Origin of the sequence: Paracoccus albus, assembly GCF_027913035.1 — a bacterium.
Lineage (GTDB): Bacteria > Pseudomonadota > Alphaproteobacteria > Rhodobacterales > Rhodobacteraceae > Paracoccus > Paracoccus albus.
Window position 1 is genome coordinate 402737 of the sequence record NZ_CP115775.1, and the last position, 13437, is coordinate 416173.

The 13437-nt window shown below is 60.6% G+C and carries 12 protein-coding genes; 6 read left to right on the top strand and 6 right to left on the bottom strand.

Features of this window, described 5'->3' with window-relative positions; translation table 11 throughout:
• From PAF20_RS02065 to PAF20_RS02075, 3 genes are read left to right on the top strand one after another with little or no spacing between them, the layout of a single operon-like run.
• A complete protein-coding gene (locus PAF20_RS02065; RefSeq protein ID WP_271072100.1) occupies positions 1 to 726 on the top strand; it encodes a heme ABC transporter permease in 726 nt (241 codons plus the stop codon).
• Positions 723 to 875, top strand: a complete 153-nt coding sequence (gene ccmD / locus PAF20_RS02070) for a heme exporter protein CcmD (RefSeq protein WP_271072101.1) — start codon at positions 723 to 725, stop codon at positions 873 to 875. The genes PAF20_RS02065 and ccmD overlap by 4 nt, the downstream gene beginning before the upstream one ends.
• Entirely contained in the window at positions 865 to 1407 is a 543-nt protein-coding gene (locus tag PAF20_RS02075) for a DsbE family thiol:disulfide interchange protein (RefSeq protein ID WP_434802934.1), read from the top strand. The genes ccmD and PAF20_RS02075 overlap by 11 nt, the downstream gene beginning before the upstream one ends.
• Before the next feature lie 36 nt (positions 1408 to 1443).
• On the opposite strand, the gene PAF20_RS02080 is transcribed toward PAF20_RS02075, so the two are convergent.
• Positions 1444 to 1872: a cupin domain-containing protein gene (locus PAF20_RS02080; protein WP_271072102.1), complete on the bottom strand. Its 429-nt coding sequence runs from the start codon at positions 1870 to 1872 to the stop codon at positions 1444 to 1446.
• Between the two features lie 289 nt (positions 1873 to 2161).
• Here PAF20_RS02080 and PAF20_RS02085 point away from each other — a divergent pair, with 289 nt between their 5' ends.
• A complete protein-coding gene (locus PAF20_RS02085) occupies positions 2162 to 2794 on the top strand; it encodes a LysE family translocator (protein ID WP_271072103.1) in 633 nt (210 codons plus the stop codon).
• Between the two features lie 94 nt (positions 2795 to 2888).
• Here the strand turns inward: PAF20_RS02085 and PAF20_RS02090 are convergent, their stop codons facing one another.
• From PAF20_RS02090 to metZ, 3 genes are all read right to left on the bottom strand, one after another.
• On the bottom strand, positions 2889 to 5276 hold the full coding sequence (locus tag PAF20_RS02090; protein ID WP_271072104.1) for an ATP-dependent helicase: 2388 nt from the start codon (positions 5274 to 5276) through the stop codon (positions 2889 to 2891).
• Between the two features lie 110 nt (positions 5277 to 5386).
• Positions 5387 to 6364 carry a GTP cyclohydrolase FolE2 gene (gene folE2 / locus PAF20_RS02095; protein ID WP_434802935.1) on the bottom strand — a complete coding sequence of 326 codons (978 nt, stop codon included), beginning with the start codon at positions 6362 to 6364 and terminating at the stop codon, positions 5387 to 5389.
• 99 nt (positions 6365 to 6463) lie between these two features.
• A complete protein-coding gene (gene metZ, locus PAF20_RS02100) occupies positions 6464 to 7639 on the bottom strand; it encodes an O-succinylhomoserine sulfhydrylase (protein WP_271072106.1) in 1176 nt (391 codons plus the stop codon).
• A 209-nt stretch (positions 7640 to 7848) separates the two neighbouring features.
• Here metZ and PAF20_RS02105 point away from each other — a divergent pair, with 209 nt between their 5' ends.
• Positions 7849 to 8754, top strand: coding sequence for an alpha/beta fold hydrolase (locus PAF20_RS02105; RefSeq protein ID WP_271072107.1), 906 nt, complete (start codon positions 7849 to 7851; stop codon positions 8752 to 8754).
• Here the strand turns inward: PAF20_RS02105 and PAF20_RS02110 are convergent.
• Together PAF20_RS02110 and PAF20_RS02115 are read right to left on the bottom strand one after the other, a co-directional pair.
• A complete protein-coding gene (locus PAF20_RS02110) occupies positions 8727 to 9323 on the bottom strand; it encodes an inner membrane-spanning protein YciB (RefSeq protein WP_271072108.1) in 597 nt (198 codons plus the stop codon). The two genes, PAF20_RS02105 and PAF20_RS02110, sit on opposite strands and share 28 nt — an antisense overlap.
• Before the next feature lie 72 nt (positions 9324 to 9395).
• Entirely contained in the window at positions 9396 to 10400 is a 1005-nt protein-coding gene (locus PAF20_RS02115; protein WP_271072109.1) for a DUF1223 domain-containing protein, read from the bottom strand.
• A 256-nt stretch (positions 10401 to 10656) separates the two neighbouring features.
• Here PAF20_RS02115 and acnA point away from each other — a divergent pair, with 256 nt between their 5' ends.
• Complete coding sequence (gene acnA / locus PAF20_RS02120) at positions 10657 to 13425, top strand: aconitate hydratase AcnA (RefSeq protein ID WP_271072110.1); 2769 nt, start codon at positions 10657 to 10659, stop codon at positions 13423 to 13425.
• The last annotated feature ends 12 nt before the right edge of the window (positions 13426 to 13437 follow it).

A 13437-nucleotide genomic window follows, 5' to 3' on the forward strand; every position in this document is an offset into this window, starting at 1 on the left:
ATGTCGATCTGGGAATATGCCAACCCCGTCAAGTTCATGAAAACCTCGGGCAGGGTGTTGCCTTGGGTCGTGGGTGGTGCTGCGCTTTTCACCGTGACCGGACTGATCTGGGGCTTTCTGACACCGCCCGATTACCGGCAGGGGGCATCGGTCAAGATCATGTTCCTGCATGTGCCAGCCGCGATGATGGCGATTAACATATGGCTGATGATGCTCGTCGCCTCGTTGATCTGGATCATCCGCCGTCACCATGTCAGCGCATTGGCTGCCAAGGCCGCCGCCCCGATCGGTGCGGTCATGACCGTAATTGCCCTTGTCACCGGCGCGGCATGGGGCCAGCCGACCTGGGGCACATGGTGGGAATGGGACCCGCGCCTGACCAGCTTCCTGGTGCTGTTCCTCTTCTATGTCGGCTATATCGCGCTGTGGGAGGCCGTCGAAAACCCCGACAGCGCCGCCGATCTGACCGGGGTGCTTTGCCTCGTCGGTTCGGTCTTCGCGCTGCTGTCGCGCTATGCGGCGATGTTCTGGAATCAGGGGTTGCATCAGGGAGCGTCCCTCTCTGTGGCCCCCGGCGAAAGGATGAGCGAGATCTACCGCTACCCTCTCTACCTCTGCATGATCGGGTTCTTTTTGCTGTTCCTCGCCCTGCTGCTGATCCGCACCCGAACCGAAATCCGCATCCGCCGCACCGCCGCCCTGCAAGCCAGAGAAACCCGCCTATGATTGAACTTGGTAAATATGCCGTTCCGGTGGCGCTGTCATACGGCGTCGGTCTGACGCTTCTGGCGCTGCTGATCTGGCAAAGCATTGCCCGCAATACCCGTGCCCGTCGTGCACTTGAACAGCAGGAGGGCCGACAGAATGCGCGTTAAACCTCTGATGCTGATCCCGCCGGTGGTGTTTCTGGGGCTGGCTTTGCTGTTCCTGTGGGGGATGGGCCGCGACGATCCCGATGGCCTGCCCTCGACCCTGATCGGGCGAGAGGCACCGCCGCTGCCGGAAACGACCCTGCCGGACAATACCCAGCTGACCGGCGACATGCTGCGCGAACCGGGCGTGAAGCTGGTGAATTTCTGGGCAAGCTGGTGCCCGCCTTGCCGGGCCGAGCATCCGACGCTGACCGAATTGTCCGAACGGTTGCCGGTCTATGGCGTCGATCTGAAGGATAACGAAGCCGACGCCTTGCGCTTTCTGGCAGAGGACGGCAACCCGTTTCACGCCATCGCCACCGATCCGCGCGGTCGCGCCGCGATTGACTGGGGCGTCACTGCCCCGCCCGAGACCTTTATTATTAACGGTGCAGGAGAGATCCTTTACCGCCACGCCGGCCCCTTGATCCGCGAAGATTACACCAACCGCTTCCTGCCCGAACTGGAAAAGGCACTCGCCGCCGAACCCCGCTGACCGTAGCGTGCGCTTCAGCGCACCACCCCCACGCACCTATTCCAGATCGTCCTGAATCCAGACCGGGCTGTGATGGACATCCACCGTCCGCAGCCTTCCCGGCCCGAGGTTCCAGAACTTATGCGGCACATCCGGCGGCCCGATCAGCACATCACCCGCCACCGCATCAATCACCTGATCGCCGACCTGATAGCGGCCATTGCCATCCAGCACGACAAACGTCTCGGCATAGGGGTGCGTGTGCAGCACTGGCCCCTTGCCGATCTCGTCGGTCTCATAGAAGGCGAGCGTGATATCTGTCCCCATCCGCTCTCCGGTGAGGCTGCCACGCCATGTATCGGGAAAGCGTTCCCATTCAGACTGGGTGATTTTCTGGGTCTTGACCATGATGCTCTCCGCTTTTTCCGGCCCTCGCCGGAAATACCAACCCATCGCGACGAAAAGCGCAACAGAGGGCGAGCGCATGCCCGTGGGATGGCGCCATAAAGGGCCGGGTTCAGCACTTTATCGCGCGCGCCCCATGTCTTCGCCGGGCGAAGGGACCAGCGTCACCAAAGCGCCTGCCCGCCGGGACGGGCAGACGCTCAGCCCGCGGGCTGCGCCCTTTTTTCTTGCGAGGTTCAAGATGCGAATGTCGGCTTTGAGACCATATTAACTAATGCTGCGCAATGCATCAGTGTCTGCTATCTGCATAGGGACGTGGTGAAGTGCTGCCGAATTGGGCCATGCCAATCAAAAATCAGGAAGACAACCGATGCCATCTTTTGAACTCTTGTCTGCCTTCGTGGTCGCGACAGCCGTTTTTGCCTACATGCCCGGTCCGGCAATGCTTTACACGGCCGCTCAGACGATGGCACGCGGCCGCAAAGCGGGTTGGTTGGCCGCACTTGGGATACACATTGGGGGGTACGCCCATGTGGCTGCAGCGGCTCTTGGCCTGGCGATTCTGTTTGAAGCCGTTCCCATCTTGTACACATTGTTGAAGTTTGCAGGTGCCGCATATCTGATCTGGCTCGGCGTGAAGCTCTTCTTTTCGCGGGACAATATTACGATGTCAGTTTTGGAAGTGGATGCAAAGTCGCCAAAGCGGGCATTCTGGGAAAGTGTCACAGTGGAGGTCTTGAACCCGAAAACAGCCATCTTCTATGTGGCCTTCCTTCCTCAGTTCACCGATTTGAGCGCTACTTTTCCGATCTGGCTGCAACTGTTCATTTTGGGGACGATCGTCAACCTCATGTTTTCGAGCGCCGACGTCATCGCGGTCGTATTGGCCGACAAGGTGTCTTCGGCACTTCGCCGTTCTGCAACAGCTGCGAAGGTTGCGCGCCGAATCGGTGGGAGCATTCTGGTGGGGCTTGGGGTGAACGTCGCTGCTTCTCGGCAATAATGTATAAGCGCCTGCCTGCTGACTATCAGGAGCCATTCTCGAGGGTATCGCAAAGGACCGCTCCGTCCCGCGTTTCGGACCTCCGCTCACCTCCTCAAAAAGGCACATCATCCTCAGCCCCCATGGGCTGCACATAGCCTGCCTTCACATTCTTGAAACCGGCCTCGAACTGGATTGTCAGCGTGTCTTCGGCGATGCCCATGATGCTGCCCTCGCCGAATTTCGGGTGGGTCACGCGGTCGCCGACGGAAAAGCCCACGGCCTCGGCGTCGATGACCACGGCGGCGGGGGTGCGGGGCTTGGCGCGTTGGTCGCCGCGTTCTGCCATGCGCTTCCAGCCGGGGGAGTTATAGACATCGGCATTGGCGGCCCGGCTGTGCATGGACGCCCCGAAATCGCCTGAGCCTGCGGCCACTGCAGCCGCGCCATAACCTTGCCCGTAAAGGCCCGGCGCGGTCAGGACTTCGATATGTTCCTCGGGCAGTTCGTCGATGAAACGCGAGGGCAGGGATGACTGCCATTGCCCATACATCCGCCGGTTGCCGGTGAAACTGATCGTCGCCAGCTTCTCGGCCCGGGTGAGGCCGACATAGGCAAGACGCCGTTCCTCCTCCAGCCCCTTCATGCCGCTTTCATCCATGCTGCGTTGGCTGGGGAACAGACCGTCTTCCCATCCCGGCAGAAAGACGATGGGATATTCCAGCCCTTTCGCGGCGTGCAGCGTCATGATGGAGACGGCATCCTGTGCCTCGTCATTGTCGCGGTCCATGACCAATGCGACATGTTCCAGAAAGCCCTGAAGATTGTCGAATTCCTCAAGCGCCTTGACCAGTTCCTTGAGGTTTTCCAGCCGCCCCGGCGCATCGGGCGATTTGTCATTCTGCCACATGGCGGTATAGCCGGTTTCATCCAGAATGCGCTCGGCCAGTTCGACATGGTTGGCCGTCGAATCCAATGCGTCGGCATGAAAGCGCCCCATCGCATCGACGAATTCGCGCAGATTGGCAGCACCCTTGCCGCCCAGAAGACCGTTGGCAATCACCGATTGCGCGCCGATCAGCAGCGGCTCGCCCAGATCGCGGGCCTCTTGCTGGATCGTCTTGACCGCCTTGTCGCCGAGCCCGCGCTTCGGCGTATTCACTACCCGCTCAAAGGCCAGATCGTCGGTGGGGGAGACCGCCAGCCGGAAATAAGCCATCGCATCGCGGATTTCCTGCCGCTCATAGAAACGCGGGCCGCCGATCACGCGATAGGACAGGCCGATGGTCAGGAAGCGATCCTCGAACGCCCGCATCTGATGGCTGGCGCGGACAAGGATCGCCACGTCGTTCAGATCGTGCTTGCCGACGCTGCGCCGCGTGCCGGAGTGGAAATCCTCGATCTCTTCGCCGATCCAGCGGGCCTCTGCCTCGCTGTCCCAATGCCCGATCAGCCGGACCTGCAAGCCGTCCTGCGCATCGGTCCACAGCGTCTTGCCAAGCCTGCCCTTATTGGCGGCAATCAGCCCCGAAGCCGCCCCAAGAATCTGCGGGGTGGACCGGTAATTCTGTTCCAGCCGGATGATCTGAGCGCCGGGGAAATCTTTTTCGAAGCGCAGGATATTGCCGACTTCTGCCCCGCGCCAACCATAGATCGACTGGTCATCATCGCCCACGCAGCAGATATTGCGATGGGCCTGCGCGAGCAGCCGCAGCCACAGATATTGCGCGACATTGGTGTCCTGATATTCGTCCACGAGGATATAGCGGAAGCGGTTCTGCCATTGTTTCAGGATATCCGGATGGGCCTGAAACAGTGTCACGCAATGCAGCAGCAGATCGCCGAAATCGACCGCGTTCAGCGCCAGAAGGCGCTGCTGATAGGCGCGGTAAAGCTGCACGCCCTTGCCGTCATAGGCAGCACCTTCATTATGGCTGACCTTGTCGGGCGTCAGCGCGCGGTTTTTCCAGCCGTCGATCATCCCGGCAAGCTGGCGGGCCGGCCACCGCTTTTCGTCGATGTTTTCCGCCGCGATCAACTGTTTCAAAAGGCGGATCTGGTCGTCGGTATCCAGAATCGTGAAGGTCGGTTTCAGATGAAAATCGCCCGCGCCGATCAACTCGGCATGGCGGCGCAGGATCTTCACCGAAACGCTGTGAAATGTCCCCAGCCACGGCATCCCTTCAATCGCATCCCCCAGTAGCCGCCCGATCCGGTCGCGCATTTCCCGCGCGGCCTTGTTGGTGAAGGTCACGGCCAGGATCTGTCCGGGATGCGCACGCGCCGTCGCAATGATATGCGCGATTCGCGTTGTCAGAGCACGCGTCTTGCCGGTGCCCGCACCCGCCAGCATCAGGACCGGGCCATCCAAAGCCTCCACCGCCTGACGTTGGGCATCATTCAGCCCGTCCAGATAGGGCGGCGGGCCAGAGGGCATGCCCATGGCGCGTTGCGACAGGCTCAGCTTGCGCTCGGCCGCTTCGAAGGGATCGTCATCCATCATTCACCGATCATAGCCGCGCAGGGCCGCGGCGAAAAGTGGTGTTCGCTAATTGTTCGTTAAATTGTCGATGCCCATCGCAGAGCGCCTCAAGTGACCAGAACGGGACGTCATCAGCCCCGGTGCTGAAGGCTGGCGAAGGTCGTCGGGTCAAGACTGTCCTGCGCGAAGGTCTCACCATTGACCAGCATCGACACCGCATCATGGGAATGCAGCGATTCCTGATGGCTGGCGATGACGCGGAAATCGCCCACGCGCGGCTCGGCAATCAATTGCTCGGCGAAACTGCGCACGGCATCTTCGACAAAGATCGGGTTGGCGGCGTTCAGTTCAGCGAAAGCCTGCTCATCCTCGCGCTTGACCATAACCTGCGTTTCGGTTGGCACGGCACGGCGGCACAGTTCGATCATATCCTCGAACCACAGCCGGTCGCTTCCTTTCATCTCGACAGAGATTCGCGCGACCGAGCGCTGCGAATGCGGTGTTGCCAGCCGCCCCCGGCTTTCCCGGGCATGTTCGGAAAGCTCCAGCGAGCAGGGGCAGGTCGAGGAATAGACGTAATCCACATGCATGATCCGCCGCCGCTCGCCCTGATGTTCGATCAGTTCAAGCGCGACATCGTAATATTGCCAGCCCGACAGGCCAGAGCGCAGCGAATCCACCCGCGTCGGATAGGAAAACCGCATCTGGATTCGCGCATCCATACTGTCCAGATCGTCCTTGTAATCATCAAGGGCCGTCTGCAGCACATCGAGGCTGAATTCCTTATCCGCATGGGCATAAAAACTGCGCATGATGCGCGACATGTTGATGCCCTTGCGATCCGCCTCCAGGCTGACGGTGCCGGTGACGCTGGTTTCCAGAGTGATCTCTCCGCCGTCCTTCAACTGATAGCGGATCGGCAGGCGGAAATTGGAAATCCCGACATGCTGGATCAGGACATTTGCGCCCACGATCAGGCTGGCCGGTCCGTTCTGAAGGTCGGGCAGGCTGGCCTTGTATTGCGGATCGACCTTGAAGTCGGCGTCATATTCGCGGGCAAGTGCCGGATAGACCGTCGGCGGGCGCGGCGTGTTCACGGGCGTCTCCATTGCAGTTCGCTGCCTGAATATAAGGCGAAACCCCGTATTCCAAAGGGGGTTCCGGCGGAAAAGGACCGATCATCGCTTTTCCCGCCGATCTTTGACACGCTATTCCAGTGCCTGTGTCAGATCCGCGATCAGGTCGTCGGGATGTTCCAGACCAACGGACAGGCGCACCAAACCCGGCGTGATGCCAAGGGTCAGCCGGTCCTCTTCGCTCAGGCGCTGATGCGTCGTCGTGGTCGGATGGGTCACGATGGATTTGGCGTCGCCCAGATTGTTGGAAATCAGGATAAGTTCAAGCTTGTTAAGCGTGTCGAACGCCGCCTGCTGGCCGCCTTTGATCTCAAGCGCGATCATCGTGCCGCCCGATCCCATCTGCGACATGGCCAGATCGTGCTGCGGGTGATCGTTCAGGCCGGGATAGATGACCTGTGACAGCCGTGCATGGCCCTGCAATGCTTTGGCAATGACTGCCGCGCTGTCAGCCATCGCCCGCACACGTAGATCAATCGTCGCAAGTCCGGTCAGCATCAGCCAGGAGTTGAACGGGCTGATCGCGCCGCCGGAATGCTTCAGATAGGGTTCCGCGACCTCGCGGACGAACTGCTTTGTGCCGCAAATTACACCGCCAAGCGCACGGCCCGCACCATCTATATGCTTGGTGGTGGAATAGATCACCACATCCGCGCCCTGTTCCACGGCACGGGAAAAGACCGGCGTGGCAAAGACGTTATCAACCATCACCACCGCGCCGACCGCATGGGCCAGTTGCGCCACAGCGGCGATGTCGATCACCTCCAGCGTCGGGTTCGACACCGACTCGAAGAAAACGGCAGTCGTGCCGGGTCGGATCGCGCTGCGCCACTGATCCAGATCGGTGCCGTCAACCAGCGTGACCTCGACGCCGAAACGCTTCAGCACATCAAGAATATACAGGTTCGATCCGAACAGTGCGCGCGCCGCCACGACATGACTGCCCGACTGGCAGACCGCCATCAGCGCCCCATTCACCGCCGCCATGCCAGAGGTGGTCGCAAAAGCGTCCTCCGTGCCTTCCAGTGCCGCAATCCGGTCCTCAAACATGCGGTTTGTCGGGTTGCCATAGCGGGCATAGATGAACTCGTCATCGCCTGCCTGCTGGAACCGCGCCTCGGCCTGTTCGGCGGTGTCATAGGCAAAGCCCTGGGTCATGAACATCGCCTCGGCCATCTCGCCATATTGGCTGCGACGGGTGCCGGCGTGTACGGCAAGGCTGCGTTTGTGCAGTTTGCGATTGTCCATGATGGGCCTCTTTTGTTGCAGTTTTGCGTTACTCTGCTGCCGTGGTCTTGGCAAGGCTGCTGCCAGTGAAGCAAGGCAGGGACGTCCAGTCGTTGCGCCAACCGAAACTATATCTTGTAGATTGTCACCACCTTGTCACAAGGCGGTCACGCCGCTGTCGCGTGGCAGGTCTATCCCGCAAGCAGCGGAAACTGCCGAAGATATTGGTCATGGCGATTTTACCGATCAATGCCGGACGGCCCCATGCGCCGGGCTTGCTGCCTTTGGCGGCACGGCTTGAATCAGACGCGCCGATCATCGTCATGATCCACGGATATCGTTACTGCCCCTTTCGCCCGGAACACGATCCGCACCGGCATATCCTTGGCCTTGACCCGCACCTGCCAGGCGCGCGCCGTCTACGGTCATGGCCGCGTGCTCTGGGCTTCACCGCCGATGGGGACGAGGGGCTGGGAATTGCCTTTGGCTGGTCGGCCCGCGGTTCGCTGGCATCGGCCTATCGCAAGGCAGGACATGTCGGCGCGGAACTGGGGCGGCTGATCGCCGAAATTTCGCAAAGAGCAGGGCGTCCGGTGCACCTGATCGGCCACTCCCTTGGTGCGCGTGTGGCCTTGCAGGCTGTTGCTGCCACTCAACCGGGCAGCGTCGGTCGCCTGATCCTGATGTCGGCGGCCGAATTGCAGCCAGAGGCAGAGACCGCGATGGACAGTCCCGCTGGCCACAAGGCAGAGGTGATAAATGTCACTTCGCGCGAAAACGATCCCTTCGATCTCGGTCTGGAGTTGCTGGTTGCCCGCGCCCGCAGCCGGGCGCTTGGTCTGGGCCTGTCCGCGCCGCGCCGGAACTGGCTGGACCTACAGATCGACGGGGCAGAGATGCGGGCAGGGCTGGCGGCACTGGGCTTTGACATCGGCGATGAAGCGTCCCGCGCCTGCCACTGGTCACCCTATCTGCGCGAGGGGCTGTTCGATTTCTACCGCGTCGCACTGGCGCAGCCGTGGGCGCTGCCGCTTCCCTTGCTGCGCGCGCATCTGCCAACCGGACAAAGCCGCCGCTGGTCAAGGTTGCTTCAGCCGCCGAAACGGCTTCAGTCCTTTTCCTTCTCCAACGCGTAACGGTTGAACAGCCCGGCATTCGCCATGAAAAAGGCGAACATGATGACCGGCAGCCCGAAGGTTTTGAAGTTTACCCAGGCTGTATCGGACATCGTGCGCCAGACGAACTCATTGGCAACCGCCATGAATGCAAACAGCAGCACCATCCGCAGGGTCAGCTTCATCCAGCCCTCGTGCTGCATCGGCAGGGCCTCGCCCATGACCAGTTCCAGCCAATTCTTGCGCAGAAGCAGCCCCAGCCCCAGAAGCCCCGCGAAAATCGCATAGATGATCGTCACCTTCATCTTCAGGAAACGCTCGTCATTCAGCCAGATCGTCAGCCCGCCGAACAGCACCACCAGAACCAGCGTCAGCAATTGCATCGCCGACAGCTTGCCGGTCAGCCGCCACAGAAGGAATGTCGTCAGCGCCAGAACCGGCACGAATATCATCGTGGCGACCACGAAACCGCCATATTCGGTGCCGCCAAGCATGACTGTACGGTTGCGCATGAACATGAACACGACGAAGAATAGGGCGAGCGGGCCATATTCCAATGCTGGTTTCACCCAGGGTGCTGGCTGCTTCATACTGTCTCCTGATCGGGCCGGTCACTGACCGCTGCCCTTTTCGCGCAGCGCGGGGCGACGGGCAAGGGCAGATCAGTCCAGCCGGACCGTAGCGAAGATCTCACCGGGTCTTGCGCCGCGCATTTCCTGAACAATCAGGGCGTGGCGCGTATCCTCTGGCAGGTCGGCCGAACGTCCGGCGCCCAAGGTGACCGTCAGGCGCAGCGGCGCTCGCCCGTCCCATCGCGACAGCTCATCCGCGCTGACGACGACATTGTGCATTTCAAGATTTTTGCCCGCATTCTCGCCGCTGCCCACTTCGACGCTGCGCGCCGGCAGATAGCGGATAAGCTGAATTGCAATGTCACCGGGCAGATTGGTCAACGGCGAAAGCTCTATCTCGCTGCGCGCCCCATCAGAGCGGCGCGAGATCGCAACATGATCGCCCTCTGCCATTTCTTGCTTCACCGCAGTCATCAGCGCGGCCGGGTTGGGGTTGTCGATCGCCGTTTCCCCGGCGACGATCACCTGCGGTGTGAACAGGCTGCGTGCGCCGCGAGACAGGTTGTAACCCTTTTGCCGGATGCTGAATTCGGGGCGGGCGAAACTGTCGCTCCAGCCAAGGTAATCCCAGTAATCCACATGCCAGCTGAGGACGAGCACATCCCGCCGCCCCTTCAGATTTCCCATCATTTCCTCTGCCGGGGGGCAGGCATCACAGCCCTGCGCCGTGAACAGCTCTACCACGATGGGAGATGGCGTACGCGGACCTTGCGGAATTTCGGGCTGCGGGGACTGCTGTGTGTTGGCAGAGGTCGGCGATCTGCGCCGCAACGCATCTGAACCGGGTGGTCCGCCGCCGCCCATCGCGTCATCCATTGCGTCAATCACGGCGTCGACGTCATCCATGATGTCGGAATAGTCGCCTTTGCTCCCCGGCTGATCCACGTCCTGCGTCTGCGCGTCACCAAATCCATCACCGGATACGAGGCCGCTTTCCGCACCATCGGCATCGTCTAAATCGTCAGCCGTTGCAGCGTGTGGACCAAGGCCGAGCGTCAGAGAAAGCAGGATAGGCAGAACGGTCTTTCGCAGCATCACAAATCGTATGTCCTTTCCTGCCCGTGCTTTTTTGTCGATGATTGCACACGGGGTTAGGCCATTGCCGCCGAAATCCCAAATCAACCGTGTGTTATGTGGCCCGACCGCACAGGCAGTTGCACTTGTGCAACAAGCTGAAATGCGGTATACATTCGTATACATTTTGTTGCGCTGCCCTTGAAAGACAGCCCCGAATGGGGCATCTCAGTTTCGAACTGTATGCCGTACCCATCCATTTGACAGGGAGGCCACCATGCCCATCGTTACCGGAACCGATACCGCCAAAACCCGACGCACGCTTGAAGCTGCAGGGCAAAGCGTTGACTACTATTCCATTCCTGCCGCTACCGAAGCTGGCCTCGGCGATTTTTCGAAATTGCCTGCCGCGCTGAAAGTGGTGCTGGAAAATATGCTTCGCTTTGAAGATGGCGGGCGCACCGTGTCCGTTGACGACATCAAGGCATTTGCCGAATGGGCGGAAAAGGGCGGCAACAACCCGCGCGAAATCGCCTATCGCCCGGCCCGGGTGCTTATGCAGGACTTCACCGGCGTTCCTGCGGTCGTTGACCTTGCTGCGATGCGCGACGGCATTACCGCGCTTGGCGGTGACGCACAAAAGATCAACCCGCTGAACCCGGTTGATCTGGTCATCGACCACTCGGTCATGATCGACGAATTCGGCACGCCCCGCGCCTTCCAGTTCAACGTGGAGCGCGAATATGAGCGTAACATGGAACGCTATACCTTCCTGAAATGGGGGCAGAAGGCGTTCAACAACTTCCGCGTCGTGCCGCCAGGAACCGGCATCTGCCATCAGGTCAACCTTGAATATCTGGCCCAGACCGTCTGGACCGACAAGGATCAGGACGGCCGCGAAGTCGCATACCCCGATACACTGGTGGGCACCGACAGCCACACCACAATGGTTAACGGCCTGGCCGTTCTGGGCTGGGGCGTCGGCGGGATCGAGGCAGAGGCCGCGATGCTGGGTCAGCCGATCTCGATGCTGATCCCCGAAGTCGTGGGTTTCCGCATCTCCGGCGCGCTGAAAGAGGGCGTGACGGCGACCGACCTCGTGCTGAAAGTTGTCCAGATGCTGCGCGAACATGGCGTGGTCAGCAAATTCGTCGAATTCTACGGCGACGGGTTGGCGAACATGCCGCTGGCCGACCGCGCAACCATCGCCAACATGGCCCCCGAATACGGCGCCACCTGCGGCTTCTTCCCGATTGATGAAGAAACCCTGCGCTATCTGGAACAGACCGGCCGCGACAAGGACCGCATCGCACTGGTCGAGGCTTATGCCAAGGAAAACGGCCTCTGGCGCGATGAGAACTACGATCCGGTCTATACCTCGACCCTGCATCTGGACCTGAACGATGTCGTCCCGGCCATTTCCGGCCCCAAGCGCCCGCAGGATCACACCCCGCTGGACGTTTCGGCCAAGGCCTTCTGGGATCTGGTCATGGGCGAACGCTTCAAGGACGAATCCGAACGCGCCGAGATCCGCTGGGATGCCGAAGGTGGCGCACGCGAACCGGGCTATGTTCCGGGCGGCCGCCATCGCGGCTTCTCCGAAGGCGAGGTCGAAGGGCAGGATTACAAACTGCATGACGGCTCTATCGTCATCGCGTCCATCACCTCCTGCACCAACACTTCGAACCCTTATGTCCTGATCGCCGCCGGCCTCGTGGCCCGCAAGGCGCGGGAACTCGGATTGGACCGCAAGCCGTGGGTGAAAACCTCACTGGCGCCGGGATCGCAGGTCGTGTCCGAATATCTGGAAGCCGCCGGCCTTCAGGACGATCTGGACGCCATCGGCTTCAACCTTGTCGGTTACGGCTGCACCACCTGCATCGGTAACTCCGGCCCGCTGGAGCCCGCGATTTCCAAGTCGATCAACGAAAACGACCTGATCGCGGTGTCTGTTCTGTCAGGCAACCGCAACTTCGAAGGCCGCATCAGCCCGGACGTCCGCGCCAACTATCTGGCCTCGCCGCCGCTGGTTGTGGCCTATGCGCTTGCCGGTGACATGAACATCGACCTGACCCGCGACCCCATCGCGAAGGACAAGAACGGCAATGACGTCTACCTGAAAGACATCTGGCCCTCCTCGAAAGAGGTGGCGGATATGGTCCACAGCGTCGTCACGCGAGAGATGTTCCAGGAAAAATACGCCGATGTCTTCAAGGGCGATGAACGCTGGCAGGGCGTCGAAACCACCGATAGCGAGGTCTATGACTGGCCCGCGACCTCGACCTATATCCAGAACCCGCCTTACTTCCAGGGCATGTCCAAACAGCCCGGCGAGATCGAAGATATCAAGGGTGCCCGCGTCCTTGCGGTCCTTGGCGACATGATCACCACCGACCACATCTCGCCCGCCGGTTCGTTCAAGGAATCGACCCCCGCCGGTCAATATCTGACAGAGCGTCAGGTCCCCCCGAGGGAGTTCAACTCCTACGGTTCGCGTCGCGGTAATCACGAGGTCATGATGCGCGGCACCTTCGCCAATATCCGCATCAAGAACGAGATGCTGGATGGCGTTGAAGGCGGCTATACCAAGGGGCCGAAGGGCGAACAGCAGGCGATATACGACGCCGCCATGCAGTATGAGGCGCAGGGAACCCCGCTCGTCATCATCGGCGGTGAACAATATGGCGCCGGTTCGTCGCGCGACTGGGCGGCCAAGGGCACCAACCTTCTGGGCGTCAAGGCCGTGATCGCCGAGAGTTTCGAGCGTATTCACCGTTCGAACCTCGTTGGCATGGGCGTGATCCCCTTCGAGTTCACCGAAGGCGACACCCGCAAATCGCTGAACCTGACCGGTCAGGAAGAAATCACCATCGAAGGCCTGGGCGAAGTGAAGCCGCTGCAAATCGTCGATGCCAGGGTGAAATATGCCGACGGCACCGAAAAGACGATCAAGCTGAAGGCCCGCATCGATACGGAGGTAGAGATCGACTATCTGAAGAATGGCGGTGTGCTACACTACGTTCTGCGGAACCTCGCAGCTGCGTAAACCCGGCAAGAC